The sequence below is a fragment of the Buchnera aphidicola (Thelaxes californica) genome (assembly GCF_005080825.1).
In the GTDB taxonomy this organism is placed as follows: Bacteria; Pseudomonadota; Gammaproteobacteria; order Enterobacterales; family Enterobacteriaceae; genus Buchnera_I; species Buchnera_I aphidicola_V.
Window position 1 is genome coordinate 275,430 of sequence record NZ_CP034852.1, and the last position, 18,949, is coordinate 294,378.

The window sequence follows — 18,949 nt, forward strand, 5'->3', positions numbered from 1 at the left end:
TTTTATATATTTTTAATTAAAATACATTATTTTTAATATATTTTAAAGTTATTTTTAATACATTTTCAAAATTCATATTAGTAGAATCTATTATTATAGCATCTTTTGCTGGAATTAATGGAGAAATAGTTCTTTGAATGTCTCTAAGATCACGATTATACATATCTTTATGTAAATCATTAATGTCAACGTTTGTTCCTTTTTTGTGAAGATCATTAAAACGTCTTTGTACTCGTACTGATAAACTACCTTCTAAAAAAATTTTTAAATGTGCATCTGGAAATACAATTGTTCCCATATCTCTTCCATTTGCAATTAAACCTGGTTGTTTTTTAAAAGATCTTTGTTGTTGTAGTAATTTTTTTCTAATTTTTGGAAATACAGATATTTTTGAAGATATATTTGAAATAGTTTTTTCACATACTATTTTTGGAACATTTTGTTCATATAATTTTTGAAAATTATACGGATGTTGTGTACACCAAAGAAATAATTCATGTGAAAAAACTGATAAAATTTTTTCTTCTAATATAGGAATATTAAATTGAAAAGTAATCAATGCAATGATTCGATATAATATTCCCGAATCTAAACTATACCAATTAAATATTTTTGCTATTTCTTTTGATAAAACACTTTTTCCAACCCCACAAGGACCATCAATAGTTATTACTGGAATTAATGTTTTCATTATTATTACTTTATTTATATATTTGAAATTAAGTTGATAATTTATTGGTGATTTTAAATAAACATAATTTTTTTTATATAAAAATTATATTCTATTTCAATTAAAAAAAATATTTTTTGAAAAAAAAAATTTTATAATTAATATATATTAAAAAATATTTTTAAAAATAAATATAATTTTTTATAATGATTCAATTGGATATTGACTAATAGAATTTAATTCTCTAAAAAAATTTGGGAATGTTTTAGCCACACATTGTGGATTTAAAATTTCTACTGAAACTTCTGATAAACAAATTAAAGAAAAACACATAGCAATACGATGATCATTATAAGTTTCAATAATTGCAGAGTGAAACTTAATAGGTGGTTGTATACTAATAAAATCAATACCTTCTTGTACAATTGCCCCAACTTTTCGTAATTCTGTTGCCATAGCAGTAATTCTATCTGATTCTTTTAATCTCCAGTTATATATATTACGAATAGTAGTTATTCCTTTAGCAAATAAAGCAACTATTGCTATAGTCATAGCAGCATCGGGTATATGATTTAAATCTACATCAATTCCTGTGAGTTGATTTTTAGTACATTTAATATAATTATCCCCCCAAGAAATTTTTGCTCCCATTTTTTCTAATACATACGCAAATTCTATATCCCCTTGTGTGCTATTAGCATCAATACCTTTAATACATACCGTTCCTCCTTTAATTGCAGCAGCAGCTAAAAAATAAGAAGCAGAAGATGCATCACCTTCAATCTGAACGTTTTCTATACTTTTATATGTTTGATTTCCTGGAATATAGAAATCTTGATATTTTTTATGTGTAATTGTTACACCAAAATTATTTATTATATTCAACGTAATATCAATATAAGGTTGAGAAACTAATATACCTTCAACAGAAATGTATGTATCTTTTTTAGCTAAGGGAGCAGCAATCAATAAAGATGTTAAAAATTGACTAGAAATATTACCTTTTACTGTAATTTTTCCTCCAACATACCCTCCATGAATTAATATTGGGGGGTAATTGTTTTTGATTTTATACTCAATTATAGCTCCTCCTTGCCGTAAACTATTTACTAAATCCCCAATAGGTCTTTCATGCATTCTATTATCTCCAGTCAAAGTAATACGATGATTTGACAAGGATAAAATTGCTAATAATGGGCGTATTGCTGTTCCTGCATTTCCTAAAAATAAAGTTAATGCATGATTATTAATTTGAAATAACCCTCCAACCCCATGTATGACACAAACAGTATTGTTTTTATATAATTGATAATGAATACCTAACAATTTTAATGCTTGTAACATATGATGTATATCATCACTATCTAATACATTTGTAATAGTAGTTATTCCATTTGATAATGATGCGATTAGTAATACTCTATTAGATATGCTTTTAGATCCAGGTAACAAAATAGTTCCCTGAATATGTTGTACTGGTTTTAAAAGTAATGAAGTAGTCATTAATAAATACCTTTACTGTAATAAATTGAATATTTGATTCAATGGTATTTTTGTTCAAACAAACTCATAAATTTAACTAATTTTTTTACTCCTGAAAAAGGCATAGAATTATATAAAGATGCTCTAATTCCACCTCGAGCAACATGTCCTTTTAATGCTAATAATTTATATTCAATTGCTTCTTTTACAAAAACATTTGTTAATTCTTTATTTTTTAAATCAAATGTAACATTCATTTTAGAACGATATTTTTTTTCAATATTATTATGGTAAAATTTACTATGATCAATAAAATGATACAAATAAGATGATTTTTTGTTATTTTTTTTTTCTATGCTTTTAACCCCTCCTAAATTAATTAGCCATTTAAAAATTAACCCTGCAATATACCATGAAAAAGTTGCTGGAGTATTAAACATGGATTGACTATTATAAAGTGTAGAATAATTTAAAATCGAAGGAATAAATTTATTATTTAAACATAATAATTCTTTTTTTATAATTACTATTGTTAATCCAGAAACTCCAACATTTTTTTGTGCACTAGCATAAATCATTGCATATTTTTTGATATTAATTTCTTTAGATAATAAAGTAGAAGAAAAATCTCCAATAATTTTTCTATTTTGAAACCAAATAGGTTCTTCTTCAATAGCAATACCTTCTATTGTTTCATTAGGGCAATAATGGATATATTTTGAATTATTTTGAATAGGCCATTCTTTCATTGGAATTAAACTTATATTACCACATGTTTTTTTTTGTATTATATTAATAACATTTACATAACAATATTTTTTTGCTTCTTTTGCTGCTGCTTGTGACCAAAATCCACTACAAATATAGTCAGTTGTATCTTGTTGATTTAATAAATTCATAGGTATTGCTGAAAATTGTCCTCTTGCTCCACCATGACAAAAAAGTATGGTATATTCTTTAGGAATATTTAATAAATATCTTAAATTTTCAATACATTTTTTAAAAAAATATATAAATTCGGTGCTGCGATGACTTAATTCTAATATAGATACTCCTAAATTATTCCAGTTTAAAAGCTGATTTTGTGCTTTAAGCATTATTTCTTTTGGAAGCATTGCAGGCCCTGCACTAAAATTATATATATTATTCATGTTATTTATACCCAGTAAAATAATTTACAAACAATATTGATATCTATTCAATATATTTAATTTTTAAAACAATATTTTATTTAAAATAAATATTTTAAATTGTGCATATATTTTTTTCTTAAGATTTTAGGAATTAAAATTTTTCCATCAGAAGTTTGATTATTTTCTAAAATTGCAGCTAAAATCCTTCCAATTGCTAAACCAGATCCATTTAAAGTATGTAAAAATGTTCTGTATTTTTTATTTTTAATAAATGAATATTTTTTTAAAGAAATACGTCGAGATTGAAATTCTTTCATATTAGAACACGAAGAAACTTCAAGATAGCGATTTTGAGATGGAAACCATACTTCTAAGTCATATGTTTTTGAAGATGCAAAACTTAAATCTCCAGCACATAACAGTATTTTTCTGTAAGGTAAATGTAACAATTGTAGTATTTTTTCTGCTTCTTTTGTTAAGATTTCTAATGATTGATGTGAATTTTCAGGTTCTACTATTTGTATTAATTCTACTTTATCAAATTGATGCATGCGAATTAATCCTTTTGTATCTAATCCATAAGAATTACTTTCAGAACGAAAGCAAGCAGATAAAGCTGTCAATTTTATTGGTAATTGCTCATGAATAATATTTTTTTTTCTAAATATATTAATTAAAGGAACTTCTGCTGTAGGTATTAAAAAATATTTATTTACATGAATATTATGAGTATCAGATAAACAAAATAATTCATTTTCAAATTTTGGCAATTGACCAGTACCATATAAAGATTCAGCATTCACTATATAAGGAACATTCATTTCTATGTAATTATGTTGATTAATATGAGTATCTAACATAAATTGACCTAAAGCACGATGTAATAAAGCAATTTTATTTGACATTACTACAAATCTAGAACCAGCAATTTTTGATCCAGTATTCCAATGTAGTCCTTTTATTTTTTTTCCTAATGTAATATGATCTTTTATTGGAAAATTAAATTGTTTAATTTTACCCCATTTCAATATTTCTACATTATAAGATTCATTATTTCCATAAGGAACAGTAAAATCTGGTATGTTTGGAATGTGCATATAAAATTCTAATAAGTTATTTTGAATTTTATTTAATTCATTTTTAAAAAATATTAATTTTTTATTAATAATAATTACTTTTTGTTTTAATGATTGTATACTTTTTTTTTTTTTTAAATAAATAGATATTTTTTGTGTTGATTGATTTCTAATATATTGTAACAATTCAGTTTTATTTTTTAAGTTTTTACGTTTTTTTTCTATTTTTTTTATAAAGTTAATATCTAAATTAAAACCTCTTATTTTTAATTGATTTTGAGTATATTTTAATTGTTTTCGTATTAATTTTATATTTAACATGAAATTCCATATTGTTAATTTAATTATTTTTTTATGTTATCAAAATATTAAGTAGAAAAAAATACTTAAATTACAGAATCTAATCTTGAATTTTTATTTCAATATTCAATAAATTAACTTTTTTATTATGTGTTAATAAATTGTATTTTTAATTCATTAAAATAAAAATGTTTAGTGATTCTATTAATAATATTATATAATAATAATTAAAGAAATAAAAAATATTATTAATGAAATTATTTTGGTAAATATTAAATATTTATATTGAATAAAATAATAATTAAAAATTTTTGTATATTAATGAAATTTAATGATGTATATTTTTTTGAGAAAAATAATGCAAAAAAAAAATAATATTCACTCAGTAATCATTATTGGTTCAGGACCTGCTGGGTATACAGCATATATATACGCTGCAAGAGCAAATTTATTTCCTGTTTTAATTACAGGAAACAATATAGGAGGACAATTAACGACTACTCAAGATATTGAAAATTGGCCAGGAGAAATAAAAAAAATTAGCGGATCTGATTTAATGAATAGAATGCGACAACATGCTGAAAAATTTTCTAAAAACATTATTGAAGATCATATACAAAATGTAAATTTTAAAACTTTTCCTTTTGTTTTAAATGGGGAAAAAAAAAAATATTTTAGTAAAACTGTTATTATTGCTACTGGAGCTATTCCTAGACATTTAGGATTATCCTCTGAAGTTGATTTTCAGGGAAAGGGTGTATCTTATTGTGCTACATGTGATGGATTTTTTTTTAAAAATCAAATTGTAGCAGTGATAGGAGGAGGTAATACTGCTATTGAAGAAGTTTTATATTTAACAAAAATTGTAAAAAAAATTTATTTAATTCATAGAAATTCAACATTTAAAGCAGAAAAAATATTAATTCAACGTATGCGTCCATATATACATACAAAAAAAATTATTATATATAAAAACTATGTAGTAAAAGAAATTTTAGGAAATGAATTAGGAGTAAATACAATATATATACAATCTAATCTTAATAAAAATATCACCAAAAAAATACAAGTATCAGGAATATTTATAGCAATAGGACATATACCTAACACTAATTTATTTCATCAACAATTAAAAACAGAAAATGGTTATATATTAGTAAAATATGGAAATCATGGTTTTTTTACACAAACTAGTATTCCAGGTATTTTTGCTGCTGGAGATGTTATTGATCATGTATATAAACAAGCAATCACATCTGCAGCAAGTGGTTGTATGGCTGCATTGGATGTCGATCGTTATTTAGATCAAAATTCCCAATAAAAATTATTTATTTTGAAAAAAATTAATTATTTAAATAATTTATTATCATGATATATTCAAAAATTATACTTATAAGGAACAATTTCGATGGCTAAAGAAGAAAATATTGAAATGCAAGGAACAGTAATAGATACATTACCAAATACTATGTTTCGTGTAGAACTAGAAAATGGTCATAAAATAACAGCTCATATTTCAGGAAAAATGAGAAAAAACTATATTCGTATTTTAACAGGAGATAAAGTAACTATTGAATTAACTCCTTATGATTTAAATAAAGGTAGAATTATTTTTAGAAGTAGATAATCAAACAATTGTTTTAAAAAAAATAAATTTTTAATAAAAAATATAAAATATATTAATAGAATAATTTTAATTTAATTAAATATTTTTTATATTAAAATAATGATACAGGTTTAAATAAAAATGCGTACAAAATATTGTGGAAATCTTAGATTATGTGATGTAAATACAATAGTATCTCTATGTGGATGGGTTGAACAATATAGACAATTTAAACAATGTATTTTTATAGATTTACGTGATAGAGAAGGCTTAGTACAAATTTTTATTAAAAATACGAATTATAAGAATTTTATTTTAGCAAAAAAATTACGTCAAAATTTTTGTATTAAAATTTCTGGTATAGTTAAGGAAAGAAAGAGTAATGTTAATAAAAACATACTTAGTGGAGAAATAGAAGTTTATGTACAAGATATTGTTATTTTAAGTAGTTCTAAATCTCTTCCTAAAAATTTTTTATTAAAAAATAATATAGAAAAATACAGTTTAAAATATAGATATTTAGATTTAAAAAACTACAATTTAATGAATAATTTTAAAGTACGTAGCAAAGTAATTTTTTTGTTAAATAAGTTTATGCACAAAAATAATATTTTGAATGTTGAAACTCCTATATTAACTAAATCAACACCTGAAGGAGCTCGTGATTATATTGTTCCTAGTCGATTGCATCAAGGAAAATTTTATGCTTTACCTCAATCACCTCAATTATTTAAACAATTATTAATGATTGCTGGTTTTGATCGATATTATCAAATAGCAAAATGTTTTCGAGATGAAGATTTACGTTCCGATAGACAACCAGAATTCACTCAAATTGATATGGAATTTTCTTTTATGAATTCCTATAAAATTCGATTATTATCAGAAAAAATGATATGTCAATTATGGAAAAATATAAAAAAAATTGATTTGGGTATATTTCCTATTATTTCTTTTGCAACTGCTATGTCTTTATATGGAACAGATAAACCTGATTTGAGAAATCCTTTACAAATAACAGATATTAGTAATATTTTATTATCTAAAAAAATTAATACATTTAATTCTCTAAAAATAGAGAATATAAATTTTTGTGCAATTCACATTAAAAATAATTTTATTAAAAATAAATTAGATCTTAATTCATATCAAAAATATTTTAAAGAACAAAATATTTCTGATTTATTTTTTATTAATTTTGATAAAATTACTGATAATGATATAAAAATATCAACTAATTATGTTATAAATTTTTCCAATCAAGAAATAAAACAAATTGTTCAATTAACTCAATCCAAAGAAGGTGATTGTATTGTTTTTTCATATGGTTTAAAAAACATTGTCATTAATATTATGGGTAAATTAAGAACAAAAATTGGAAAAGATTTAAACCTTATTAATCCATTATTATGGAAACCTGTATGGATTATTGATTTTCCATTATTTGAAAAAAAAAATGACTTAAATTTTTTTTCTAGTGTACATCATCCTTTTACTGCACCAAAAAAATATACTGCAGAAATATTACAGAAACAACCACTTACAATACTTAGCGATTCTTATGATTTAGTTATCAATGGTTATGAAATTGGAGGTGGATCTATAAGAATTAATGATATAAAATTACAAAAAATAATTTTAAAAATGCTTGGAATAAATGAAATTCAACAAAAAGAAAAATTTGGTTTTTTTTTAGAAGCATTAGAATATGGACCTCCTCCTCATGGGGGTATTGCATTTGGTTTAGATAGAATTATAATGTTATTAACTGCAAGTAATAGTATAAAAGATGTAATTGCATTTCCAAAAACTACTTCTGCTATATGTCAAACTACAAATGCACCAAATATACTCGATGCATCTATATTAAATAGTTTGTCAATCAGTTTATTAAAAAATATTTAAAAAATGTGGTATTTTTTACAAATTATGAAATATTTTTTATAAAGGATAAGAATAATGGCTGGACATAGTAAATGGTCAAACACTAAACATAGAAAACATGCTCAAGATGTTAAAAAAAGCAAAGTCTTTATGAAATTAACTAGAGAATTAACTACTTCAGTTAAATTAGGAGGAAAAAATCCGACATATAATGCTCATTTGAGAACAACAATAAATAAAGCGTTAAATTATAATATGCCTAAAATTACTATTCAAAAAATTATTGATCGTTGTATTGAGTGAATAAAAAAAAATAATTTTTTAAAAATGTTTTATTATGAAATATTTTATATATATAATCTGTAAAATATCTCAACAAAAAATAAATTAATTATAGTTTTAATTAAATTATTTAACTCATCACATCGAATAATTTTATAAATTATTAACAATATACCTATTATTCTAGGTATAAATTAATTTCATAAAATAAAAAATATTTATAGAAATCAAATTTATTTAAAATAATTAATATATTATTAAATTCTCGAATTTTAATAAATTTAATAAATATCCTAATAATAAATTAATTTATTTTTATTCATTAATTAATGTTGTGTGTTACATTTTGTATTCTAAATTTTTGAAATATATAAGAATTAATAGATATCAAAATTATTTTATTTTTAAATAAATTTAATTGAAAAAATAACAGAAAATACACAATATATACAATTTTTTAATATTATTCAATAATTTATCTTGTAAACTTTAAGAAAATAATTCTATATATTTTTGTTAATATTTATGTAAATATGAAATTATTTCTTTAAAATATTATTTATAATTATTTTAAATACCATTTACAAAATCAATTCACATATGATATTAAAGACATTTTTTAATGTATTTTAATACACAACACTATCCATTTTTCTTTTAATACAATAAATTAATAACTAGAATTAAAAATGTATTAATTTTGAATAAAGAATTACATAATATAATCAATTATAAAAATTCAACATTTTTTCTAAAAAACACAAAAAAAACATTATTTTATTATGATAAATACTAATAAAATTTCACCCTAAAAAAAAGATACATCAACATTTAAACATTATATTTTGATATTTAAAAATAATTATAAATTTAAAACATAATGATCATCATTATAATTATATGATAACAATCTAATTCTATATTTTTGTAAAAAACTAAATATCTAAAAAAAAAGTCTTAGATTAATATGAACAGATGAAAGAATGTCAAAAATATTATTTATTGAAAATAATTAATTTATTTTGTTATAAAATAAAAAAATCACATGGTAAAGATTAATGAATTATGAACAATTATGATTTCTTATTTTTTAATGAAATTATTTTATGTTTTGTTCATTAAAAATATTTATTACTTCAGATAATTTATCGAAAAATAATAAATTAAGAAACAAATACTATTGTTATTACAATATTTTTCAAATTTTTATTTCAAATATACTATTTTTTTTATATTTTATGTACATAACATATTATGTTATTTTTTAACATCTATTTTAATAATATATTGAAATATATTATTAAACACTGTCATAAAATGGTAAAAAAAAATTTTAAAATTTTGTTTATAAAAATAATTTTACATGAATTAACTTATTATCATCTTTTAAAATAAAATTTATGATTTTTTTTTATAAATATTTACCAATGTGAATTTTAATTTTCAATTAAACTCCGTAAAATAAAAATTTCATTTTAAAAAAAATAGACATGGATACATATAATACAATTTTTTTAAAAATATAATTTATAATTTAAATATTATATTAAAACAATAATATTGTATTTATAATTTTAATATATAAAACATCATCAATATGAAATTATAATATTTTTAATATACGACTAGAATTAGTTTTTCCTTGTTTTCCCATAATATCTCCTTGTGTGATAATAACCACATCTCCTATACATACACATTTTTTGCTTAACAATATTGTTATTGCTTCTTTTGCTGCGTTTAAACCCGAGGAAATTGTATTAAAATAAATTGGAGTCACACCTCGATATAATGCAGATAAATTTAATGTTTTATAATTTTTTGATAAAGCAAAAATTGGAAGTCCTGAAGTAATTCTAGAAGTTAATAGAGCTGTTCTACCTGATTCAGTCATAGTTATAATTGCTTTAACTCCTTTTAAATGATTTGCAGAATACATAGCAGACATTGCAACAGCTTCTTCTATACTATCAAATATTACATCTAATCGATGTCGAGACACATTAATACTAGGCATTTTTTCTGCACCTACACATACTTTGTGCATTGAAGATACTGTTTCTAAAGGAAAATTTCCAGTAGCAGTTTCAGAAGATAACATTACTGCATCACTTCCATCTAACACTGCATTAGCAACATCCATAACTTCTGCTCTTGTTGGAAAAGGATTCATATTCATTGATTCCATCATTTGAGTAGCAGTAATTACTAAACGATTTAATTGTCTGGCTTTTCTAATAAGTTTTTTTTGTATTCCAGCTAATTCAGGATCACCTATTTCAACACCTAAATCTCCTCTAGCAACCATAATACCATCAGAAGCTAAAATCATTGAAGAAATAATATTATCATTAGCAACAGCTTCAGCACGTTCGATTTTTGCAATAATTTTTACGTTTCCATTCGCTTTTTTAACTAAATTTTTTGCATAAATTAAATCTTCCGGAGAACGTGGAAATGATATGGCTAAATAATCTAAATCCATCTTTACTGCTGTAATAATATCTTTTTTATCTTTATTAGTAATGACTGTAGCAGATAAACCTCCACCTAACTTATTAATTCCTTTATTATTAGATAATATACCTCCAACTAAAACTTTGGTAATTACTTGAAATGAATTTACTTGTTTAATTTTTAACTGTATTCTTCCATCATCTAACAATAAAACATCATTTGGAAAAACATCATTAGGTAAATTTTTATAATCTATACCTACAGAAGTAACATCTCCGTGTTCCGGGTGACAATTTACGTCTAAAATAAACATATCATTTTTTTTTAAAAAAACTTGAGATTTAGTAAATTTAGTGATACGAATTTTAGGTCCTTGTAAATCTCCTAAAAGTGCTACATGAACACCTAACTTTTCGCGAATCATTTTTGCCATTTCAATTCTTTGAATATGTTCTGATAATGAACCATGAGAAAAATTTAAACGTAATACATTTACTCCTAATTTTATTATTTTTTCTAAATTTTGATCATAATCAGTAGATGGTCCTAAAGTGGCAACAATTTTAGTTCTGCGATAGCATTTTTTTATCATATTTCATCCTAAAAAAATATTATTAAATAGTTAAAGAAAAGTTAATAAATTTATTTCAAATTATTAAAATAAATTATATAGCAATTATGTTTTATATAAAATAAATTAATTATTTATAAAAAAAATTAATAAAAAACATTTACTTATTTTAAATGATATCATTGAATATATACAATAATAAAAATATTTTTTAAATTATAAAAAAAATTTTATTCATTTTTTTAAATAATATTTTTATATTAAATAAAATTTAAAAAAAACTATTATTTCTATCCATTTGAAATAATTTCTTTTAAAATAAATGAATATATCATTACATCTTCTATCTTTTTATTAAAAAATTACAAATATTTTTAACATTTTTATTTTTTTTAAAATATGTTTAAATATATTTAAAAAAAAGAGTAAATATACATGGAAAATCAAAATACACAAAATTATTGTCTCGTGATTTTTGGAGCTAAAGGAGATTTAGCTCGTAGAAAATTATTACCTGCATTATATCATTTAGAAAAATTAAAAAAGTTAAATAATCATTTTAGAATTATTGGTGTTGCACGAGCAACATGGAATAAGCATGATTATTTATTAATAGTAAAAAAATCTTTGCAACATTTTTTAAACGAAAAAATTAATGACCTAATATGGAAAAATTTAAGTGTTCGATTTGATTTTTGTAATTTAGATGTTACTGAATTACATCAATTTTCTCAATTAAAAAAAATCATTTGTAATACCAATTCTTTAATTATTAATTATTTTGCAACACCATCTAATTTATTTGAACCTATTTGTGCAGGTTTAACATCTATTCAATTGAATTCTATGAATTCAAGAATTATAATAGAAAAACCTATAGGAAATTCATTATACACTTCAAATTTAATTAATGAAAAAATAGGACAATATTTTCAAGAATCCCAAATTTTTAGAATTGATCATTATTTGGGAAAAGAAACATTATTGAATTTGCCATATTTACGATTTTCTAATAGTATATTATATAATATATGGAATAAAGAAAACATTGATCATATTCAAATTACTTTATCTGAAAAAGTAGGAATTGAAGGAAGATGGAATTATTTTAATCAAACTGGTCAAATTAGAGATATGGTTCAAAATCATTTGTTACAAATTTTAACTATAATTACTATGTCGCAACCAAATAATCTTACTGCAGATAATATAAGAAATGAAAAAGTAAAAATATTAAAATCATTAAGATATATGGAAAATCAAAATTTTAATAAAAACATAGTAATAGGACAATACAAACATGGATTATTTAATGGTAAGATCCTGCCAGGATATACTCAAGAAAACAAAATTACAGAGTGTAGTAATATAGAAACATTTGTAGCTATAAAAATGTTTATTGATAATATGCAATGGAAAAATGTTCCTTTTTATGTACGTACTGGAAAAAGATTAAGTAAAAAATCTTCAAAAATAGTTCTGGTTTTTAAAAAACCGATAAATAATTTGTTTAATCATGTTGCTCAATTAAGTAATAAGTTAATTATTCGAATTGAACCAAATGAAGGTTTTGAATTAGAAATTTTTAATAAAGTTCCACAAGTCACACATAAAAATATACTATTTAATACCAAATTTAATTTTTCTTATGATCAATCTTTTCCAAACTATAAATTAATTGGTGCTTATGAACGGCTATTATTAGAATGCATAAATGGAAATCAATCATTATTTGTTAGAAGAGATGAAATTGAAGAATCGTGGAAATGGATTGATTCAATCATTCTGTTATTAAAAAATAACAATATTATTTTGCATAAATATCAATCTGGTAGTAATGGTCCTTCTTCTGCAAAAGATTTAATTGAGGTAGATAATAGATTTTGGATTTAATATTGAAATTTGTTTTATTTAAATTAAAAAAAATATATACTACTATAGTATAGTAAAAAAATAAATTAATAAAAAAATATGCATCATTTTTAAGTTATCTCAGGTAAAATATTTTTTTTTAATGACATAGAAAATATAATTTTTATTATAACTTTTTTTCTAAAGGAATACTTTTATGTTTCGAGCTCTATTATTTGTTTTAACAAATTTATCAATTTTACTTATACTAAGTATAGTATGTTTTTTTACTGGTATACATAGTGGAAGTGTACAAAAACTTCTTCTTACATCACTTTTATTTGGTTTCACTGGATCATTTATTTCATTATTTTTTTCGAAATGGATTGCAATAAAATCTGTAAATGCTCATGTTATTAAAAAAGCGAATAATACTATAGAAAAATGGTTAATTAATGAAATTGTAAAGCAATCTGAATTTGTAGGTATTAAAACTCCTGAATTAGCAATATATGAATCTGTAGATATAAATGCTTTTGCTACTGGAGCGACTCAAAACTCAGCATTAATTGCTGTTTCTACAGGTTTATTAAAAAATATGAAAAAAAACGAAATTCAAGCAGTATTAGCTCATGAAATGAGTCATATTAAAAGTGGAGATATGGTTACTATGACTTTGTTACAAGGAATTGTAAATACTTTTGTAATATTTTTTTCAAGATGTGCCGCACAATTCATAAGTCAATTGTTTACTAAAAATACAGAACAAAATGAGAATTTAACAACAAATTTTTTAGGGTTGTCTTATAATACTATTTATCATACAGTATCTATAATATTAGAATTAACTTTAGGGATATTAGCAAGTATAATCACTTTATGGTATTCTAGAAGAAGAGAATTTTTTGCCGATTCAGGGGCAGCACAAATAGTAGGAAAAGAAAAAATGATTGATGCTTTACTAAGATTACAAAATAATTATGAATCTACAGTAAATAATTCAATTATTGCATTTTGCATTAATGGAAAAAAAAAGAAAAACAATTTTACAAAATGGTTTGCAACTCACCCGTCCTTATCCCAAAGAATTCGAGAATTAAAAAAAATATAAACATTTCTAAAATTTGTTAATATAAATTATTGTTATATTTTACTTTTTAAAAGTAATATAACAATATTAAACATATAAAAATATTATTTTGTATATACAAATATTAATATTTTTATATTACATATATACTTTGACACATAAAACATACATCATTTAAGCCCATTTTAATGGAATTTCTAATGACTTCTCTTTTAGACCCATCGGTATGGGCTGGGCTGTTAACATTAATTACATTAGAAATTGTCTTAGGATTAGACAATTTACTATTTATAGCAATTCTAGTATCAAAACTACCCCCAGAAACAAGAGATAAAGCTCGAAAAATAGGGCTTTTTTTAGCTCTTATAATGCGTTTAGGATTATTGTCAGCATTTTCTTGGTTAATAAATATGCAAACAATAGTCGTAAATAATCGCTTTTTCTCTTTATCAGGGAGAAATTTAATTTTGTTATCAGGAGGTATTTTTTTATTATTTAAAGCAACAATGGAATTACATGAAAGAATTGACATAAAAGAAAAAAATCTTTCAGCCAACAAAAATTACGCAAGTTTTTGGCCTGTTGTTATCCAAATAGTAATACTTGATGCGATATTTTCTTTTGATTCGATTGTTACCGCAGTTGGGATGGTTGATAAATTAGTGTTAATGATGTTAGCAATAGTAATTGCAAGTATGATAATGTTATTAACATCAAAAATATTAATTAACTTTATTAATTTACATCAAACAGTGGTTGTATTATGTTTAAGTTTTTTGTTAATTATTGGTTTAAGTTTAGTTTCAGAATCTTTAGGGTTTTATATTCCAAAAGAATATTTATATGCAGCAGTAACTTTTTCTATTTTTATTGAATTTATTAATCAGTTGTCAAAAAAAAATTTTGTAAAATATCAAGCTCGTATTCCATTAAGACAGCGAGCTGCAGGAATTATTTTAAGATTTATGATGCGTAATACTAAAGAAGAAAATAATGGAAAAAATAATCAAAACGAAAATTTATTTTTATCAGAAAAAAATGATGATGAATTAGATTCTTTTAAAGATGAAGAAAGATATATGATAAATGCAGTATTAACTCTAGCTAATAGATCCATTAGAAGTATGATGACTCCTAGAGGCGATATATCTTGGGTAAATATATTACATTCAAAAGAAGAAATTAGGTATCATTTATTAAAAAGCCCTCATAGCTTATTCCCTGTATGTAAAGGAGAATTAGATGAAATAATTGGAGTGGTGAGAGCAAAAGAATTATTAGTAAATTTAGATAAAAGTAGAGTAAATATTTTAAAATTTGTGACAAAAATTACTCCAATAATAGTCCCAGATACTTTAGATCCAATTAATTTATTAGGTGTATTAAGAAAAGCTCAAGGTAATTTTGTAGTTGTAACTAATGAGTTTGGTGTCATTCAAGGATTAATTACACCTTTAGATGTATTAGAAGCAATAGCTGGAGAATTTCCAGATGCAGATGAAACTCCAGATGTTATTTTTGAAGAAAATACGAATAGTTGGTTAGTAAAGGGAGTTACAGATTTGCATTCATTAGCACAATTATTAGATACTAATTTATTTATTAAAAAAAGTAAAACATATACATCCTTAGCAGGATTATTAATTGCACAAAAAGGGCAATTACCTGTATCCGGAGATATTATTAATATTGCTCCTTTATCGTTTAAAATTGTCACTGCAACAGAATATCGTATTGATTTAGTACGTATCACAAAAATTAAAACAAATATTACAATGTAAAAAAATACAACCAATTGTTTTTTATAAAAAATGGAAATCTTGTTATACATGAAAATTTTATCTATAGATGGGGCATTTAATGTATGTTCTATTGCATTATTGAATAATGGAATTCAAAATCAAATTAGTCAAATATGTAACAAAAATCATTTACATATTTTATTACCATTAATTCATCAATTATTAAATAAAAATAATATTAAAATACAAGAGTTAAATTTAATTGCTTTTTCAAGGGGTCCAGGTAATTTTACTAGTATTCGTATTGTTACTAATATTATTCAAGGATTATCTTTAGCTTACAATATTCCAATCATTGGAATTTCTACTCTTAAAGTTATAGCTGAACATTATTGGAAAATAAAAAAAAATAAAAAAATCATTGTATGTATAAATGCAAATTCTAGTTCAGTATATTTAGGAAAATATATACGATCAGAACAAAATGTTTGGAAAAAATGTTTTTCAGATCGTTTAATGAATAAAAAAGATATTCAAACATTTATAGAATTACATTTACATAATTATTTATACATTGGAAATAATTATGATCTCAAAAATAATAAAAAAAATTTATTAATTTCTCAAGATAATATTTATGATCAATCTTATGCTATAGATATGCTTTCTATTGCATCTTACTATTTTTCAAAAAAAAAATTTTTTACTTCAGAAGAAATATTTCCAAATTATATAATAAATTTATTTTAAAAAAAATTGTATATTGATGTTCATATTATTCTGGTAAAATTATATTTAATTCTAAGATACATATATCTTTGTCTTTTTTATCTAATTGTACAGTAATCATATTAGAATTAATTTTTACATATTTTTGAATCACTTGTATAATTTCATGTTTTAATTGAGGTAAATAACCTGGTTCAATATTATTTTTTCTACTTTCTGCTACAATAATTTGTAATCTTTTTCTTGCTATATTTGCAGTATTTTTTTTTTTTTTTGATATAAAAAAATTTAATAACGACATCGATTTTATCCTCCAAATAATCGACTAAAAAAACTTTTTTCTTGTTTTTTAATAAATCTTAAAGGACAAGTATTACCTAATATTCTATTTACAGTATCAGAATATGCTTGTCCTGATTGAGAATTGTTATTTAAAATAATAGGATTTCCAGTATTTGAAGCTTTTAATATTTCTATGTCTTCTGGTATAACTCCAATAATTGGAATTCTTAAAATATCTGTAATATCATCTATACTTAACATTTCTCCTTTATCTACTCTGTTAGGATTATATCTGGTAATTAAAAGATTTTCTTGAATTGGTAATTGATTCTTATTTTTTGCTCTTTGTGTTTTAGAAGATAAAATTCCTAACATGCGATCTGAATCTCTTACAGATGATATTTCTGGATTTGTAGTAATTATTGCTTCATCAGCAAAATAAATAGCTGAAATTGCTCCATTTTCAATACCAGCAGGAGAATCACAAATTATAAATTCAAAACCCATATCCTGTAATTCCTGTAAAACATATTGTACTCCTGATATTGTCAATGATTCTTTATCAAGCGTTTGTGAAGCAGGAAGTATAAACAAATTTTCTATTCTTTTATCTTTAATCAAAGCTTGATTTAATTTCACTTCTTTATTTATTACATTGATAAAATCATACACAACTCTACGTTCACATCCCATTACTAAATCTAAATTTCTTAATCCAATATCAAAGTCTAATACCACAGTTTTTTTTCCTTCAATTGCTAAACCTACCGCAATCGATGCACTAGAAGTTGTTTTACCTACTCCTCCTTTTCCTGAAGTAATTACTATAATACGTGGGTCAGTCATAATTTATTCCTTTTTAAATAATTATTTTATTTATATTGTTTAATTAATTTCTAAAATTTTTAATTCTCCATTTTTTAAAAAAATTTGTGCTCCTTTTCCAATTAGCATTAATGGGATTTGATCTATAAGACAATATTTACCAGAAATAGAAACAAGTTCTGCAAACATTTTAGTACAAAAGATATGGCAATTTTGATTTCCACTAGATCCTGCTAATGCTCTACCTCTTAATTCTCCATAAATATGAATGTTACCATGAGCGATAATTTCAGCACCTGCACTAACGTTACTTAAAATAATTACATCTGAATTTGGAGCGTAAATTTTTTGTCCTGATCTTATAGGTTTTTTAATAATAAGGCTGTCATTATTTATTGAATCATTATACTTATTTGTATTATTTACATTGTTTATAGAAAATTTTATTTGAGAATAAATTTTATTATTTATATTTTTTTTTTTATTTAATAAAAAAGGTGTACCTGAATTTATAATTTCTTTTTTTAATATATTATCAAAATTACCTGTAAATCCTAATATCTGTATACTATAATTTTTTAGTAAATTTTTTATTTCAATCCAATTAATAAAATTATATGGTACAGAAACATTTACAACAACATATATAGAATTAAAACAATATGGAAATTTTTTTATTTTTTTTTCTAATCCTATTTTTATTAAATCAATATTTTCGTTGTTAATATTTAACACTAATAAAGTAAAACATTGTTCTTTAAATTCAATAACTTTTATATTCATAATTTTTATTATTATAATTTTTTATATATACAAATGGTTTATGTTATACATATAATACATATTTATGTAATTATAGTCTTATAATTTAATATCATTATTTTAATAAATACACAATAAAATTTTTATTTTTATAAAAAAATTTTATTTTTATAAAAAAATTGAATTGTAAAAATAAAAAATTTATAT

The 18,949-nt window shown here is 22.4% G+C and carries 16 protein-coding genes; 8 read left to right on the forward strand and 8 right to left on the reverse strand.

The window, feature by feature from the left end:
• Positions 1 to 16: 16 nt before the first annotated feature.
• The 4 genes from cmk to serS form a co-directional block, all read right to left on the reverse strand.
• On the reverse strand, positions 17 to 691 hold the full coding sequence (gene cmk / locus D9V80_RS01190; RefSeq protein WP_158353429.1) for a (d)CMP kinase: 675 nt from the start codon (positions 689 to 691) through the stop codon (positions 17 to 19).
• A gap of 180 nt (positions 692 to 871) precedes the next feature.
• Positions 872 to 2,173, reverse strand: coding sequence for a 3-phosphoshikimate 1-carboxyvinyltransferase (gene aroA, locus D9V80_RS01195; protein WP_158353431.1), 1,302 nt, complete (start codon positions 2,171 to 2,173; stop codon positions 872 to 874).
• Between the two features lie 38 nt (positions 2,174 to 2,211).
• Complete coding sequence (serC, locus tag D9V80_RS01200) at positions 2,212 to 3,303, reverse strand: 3-phosphoserine/phosphohydroxythreonine transaminase (protein ID WP_158353433.1); 1,092 nt, start codon at positions 3,301 to 3,303, stop codon at positions 2,212 to 2,214.
• A gap of 80 nt (positions 3,304 to 3,383) precedes the next feature.
• Positions 3,384 to 4,682, reverse strand: coding sequence for a serine--tRNA ligase (gene serS / locus D9V80_RS01205; protein ID WP_158353435.1), 1,299 nt, complete (start codon positions 4,680 to 4,682; stop codon positions 3,384 to 3,386).
• A gap of 337 nt (positions 4,683 to 5,019) precedes the next feature.
• On the opposite strand from serS, the gene trxB reads away from it, so the two are divergent.
• The 4 genes from trxB to D9V80_RS01225 all read left to right on the forward strand — a co-directional run bounded on the left by trxB (position 5,020) and on the right by D9V80_RS01225 (position 8,454).
• Complete coding sequence (trxB, locus tag D9V80_RS01210; RefSeq protein ID WP_158353437.1) at positions 5,020 to 5,982, forward strand: thioredoxin-disulfide reductase; 963 nt, start codon at positions 5,020 to 5,022, stop codon at positions 5,980 to 5,982.
• Between the two features lie 87 nt (positions 5,983 to 6,069).
• On the forward strand, positions 6,070 to 6,288 hold the full coding sequence (gene infA / locus D9V80_RS01215; protein WP_158353439.1) for a translation initiation factor IF-1: 219 nt from the start codon (positions 6,070 to 6,072) through the stop codon (positions 6,286 to 6,288).
• A 120-nt stretch (positions 6,289 to 6,408) separates the two neighbouring features.
• The gene (gene aspS / locus D9V80_RS01220; RefSeq protein ID WP_158353441.1) at positions 6,409 to 8,172 is read left to right on the forward strand and encodes an aspartate--tRNA ligase; all 1,764 of its coding nucleotides are present in this window, start codon (positions 6,409 to 6,411) and stop codon (positions 8,170 to 8,172) included.
• Between the two features lie 54 nt (positions 8,173 to 8,226).
• Complete coding sequence (locus tag D9V80_RS01225) at positions 8,227 to 8,454, forward strand: YebC/PmpR family DNA-binding transcriptional regulator (protein WP_158353443.1); 228 nt, start codon at positions 8,227 to 8,229, stop codon at positions 8,452 to 8,454.
• A gap of 1,582 nt (positions 8,455 to 10,036) precedes the next feature.
• Here the strand turns inward: D9V80_RS01225 and pyk are convergent.
• Positions 10,037 to 11,482, reverse strand: coding sequence for a pyruvate kinase (gene pyk, locus D9V80_RS01230; RefSeq protein ID WP_158353446.1), 1,446 nt, complete (start codon positions 11,480 to 11,482; stop codon positions 10,037 to 10,039).
• A 414-nt stretch (positions 11,483 to 11,896) separates the two neighbouring features.
• Between pyk and zwf the strand changes: the two genes are divergently transcribed.
• The 4 genes from zwf to tsaB all read left to right on the forward strand — a co-directional run bounded on the left by zwf (position 11,897) and on the right by tsaB (position 16,894).
• Entirely contained in the window at positions 11,897 to 13,354 is a 1,458-nt protein-coding gene (zwf, locus tag D9V80_RS01235) for a glucose-6-phosphate dehydrogenase (RefSeq protein ID WP_158353448.1), read from the forward strand.
• A gap of 175 nt (positions 13,355 to 13,529) precedes the next feature.
• Complete coding sequence (htpX, locus tag D9V80_RS01240) at positions 13,530 to 14,423, forward strand: protease HtpX (RefSeq protein ID WP_158353450.1); 894 nt, start codon at positions 13,530 to 13,532, stop codon at positions 14,421 to 14,423.
• 179 nt (positions 14,424 to 14,602) lie between these two features.
• On the forward strand, positions 14,603 to 16,183 hold the full coding sequence (locus D9V80_RS01245) for a TerC family protein (protein ID WP_158353453.1): 1,581 nt from the start codon (positions 14,603 to 14,605) through the stop codon (positions 16,181 to 16,183).
• 48 nt (positions 16,184 to 16,231) lie between these two features.
• Positions 16,232 to 16,894 carry a tRNA (adenosine(37)-N6)-threonylcarbamoyltransferase complex dimerization subunit type 1 TsaB gene (tsaB, locus tag D9V80_RS01250; RefSeq protein ID WP_187306477.1) on the forward strand — a complete coding sequence of 221 codons (663 nt, stop codon included), beginning with the start codon at positions 16,232 to 16,234 and terminating at the stop codon, positions 16,892 to 16,894.
• Positions 16,895 to 16,919: 25 nt separating this feature from the next.
• Here the strand turns inward: tsaB and minE are convergent, their stop codons facing one another.
• Genes minE through minC form a run of 3 tightly spaced genes read right to left on the reverse strand, consistent with a single transcriptional unit; the run spans position 16,920 to position 18,763 of the window.
• Positions 16,920 to 17,174, reverse strand: a complete 255-nt coding sequence (minE, locus tag D9V80_RS01255; RefSeq protein WP_158353457.1) for a cell division topological specificity factor MinE — start codon at positions 17,172 to 17,174, stop codon at positions 16,920 to 16,922.
• A 5-nt stretch (positions 17,175 to 17,179) separates the two neighbouring features.
• Positions 17,180 to 18,001: a septum site-determining protein MinD gene (minD, locus tag D9V80_RS01260; protein WP_158353459.1), complete on the reverse strand. Its 822-nt coding sequence runs from the start codon at positions 17,999 to 18,001 to the stop codon at positions 17,180 to 17,182.
• A gap of 39 nt (positions 18,002 to 18,040) precedes the next feature.
• Entirely contained in the window at positions 18,041 to 18,763 is a 723-nt protein-coding gene (gene minC / locus D9V80_RS01265) for a septum site-determining protein MinC (protein ID WP_158353462.1), read from the reverse strand.
• Between the last annotated feature and the right edge of the window lie 186 nt (positions 18,764 to 18,949).

Excerpts from the sequence above, each read along its gene's own strand:
- minE (WP_158353457.1), bottom strand. The coding sequence starts at position 17,174 with ATGTCGTTATTAAATTTTTTTATATCAAAAAAAAAAAAAAATACTGCA.
- serS (WP_158353435.1), bottom strand. The coding sequence starts at position 4,682 with ATGTTAAATATAAAATTAATACGAAAACAATTAAAATATACTCAAAAT.
- minD (WP_158353459.1), bottom strand. The coding sequence starts at position 18,001 with ATGACTGACCCACGTATTATAGTAATTACTTCAGGAAAAGGAGGAGTA.
- aspS (WP_158353441.1), top strand. The coding sequence starts at position 6,409 with ATGCGTACAAAATATTGTGGAAATCTTAGATTATGTGATGTAAATACA.
- serC (WP_158353433.1), bottom strand. The coding sequence starts at position 3,303 with ATGAATAATATATATAATTTTAGTGCAGGGCCTGCAATGCTTCCAAAA.
- pyk (WP_158353446.1), bottom strand. The coding sequence starts at position 11,482 with ATGATAAAAAAATGCTATCGCAGAACTAAAATTGTTGCCACTTTAGGA.
- zwf (WP_158353448.1), top strand. The coding sequence starts at position 11,897 with ATGGAAAATCAAAATACACAAAATTATTGTCTCGTGATTTTTGGAGCT.
- cmk (WP_158353429.1), bottom strand. The coding sequence starts at position 691 with ATGAAAACATTAATTCCAGTAATAACTATTGATGGTCCTTGTGGGGTT.
- D9V80_RS01245 (WP_158353453.1), top strand. The coding sequence starts at position 14,603 with ATGACTTCTCTTTTAGACCCATCGGTATGGGCTGGGCTGTTAACATTA.
- aroA (WP_158353431.1), bottom strand. The coding sequence starts at position 2,173 with ATGACTACTTCATTACTTTTAAAACCAGTACAACATATTCAGGGAACT.
- D9V80_RS01225 (WP_158353443.1), top strand. The coding sequence starts at position 8,227 with ATGGCTGGACATAGTAAATGGTCAAACACTAAACATAGAAAACATGCT.
- infA (WP_158353439.1), top strand. The coding sequence starts at position 6,070 with ATGGCTAAAGAAGAAAATATTGAAATGCAAGGAACAGTAATAGATACA.
- minC (WP_158353462.1), bottom strand. The coding sequence starts at position 18,763 with ATGAATATAAAAGTTATTGAATTTAAAGAACAATGTTTTACTTTATTA.
- htpX (WP_158353450.1), top strand. The coding sequence starts at position 13,530 with ATGTTTCGAGCTCTATTATTTGTTTTAACAAATTTATCAATTTTACTT.
- tsaB (WP_187306477.1), top strand. The coding sequence starts at position 16,232 with ATGAAAATTTTATCTATAGATGGGGCATTTAATGTATGTTCTATTGCA.
- trxB (WP_158353437.1), top strand. The coding sequence starts at position 5,020 with ATGCAAAAAAAAAATAATATTCACTCAGTAATCATTATTGGTTCAGGA.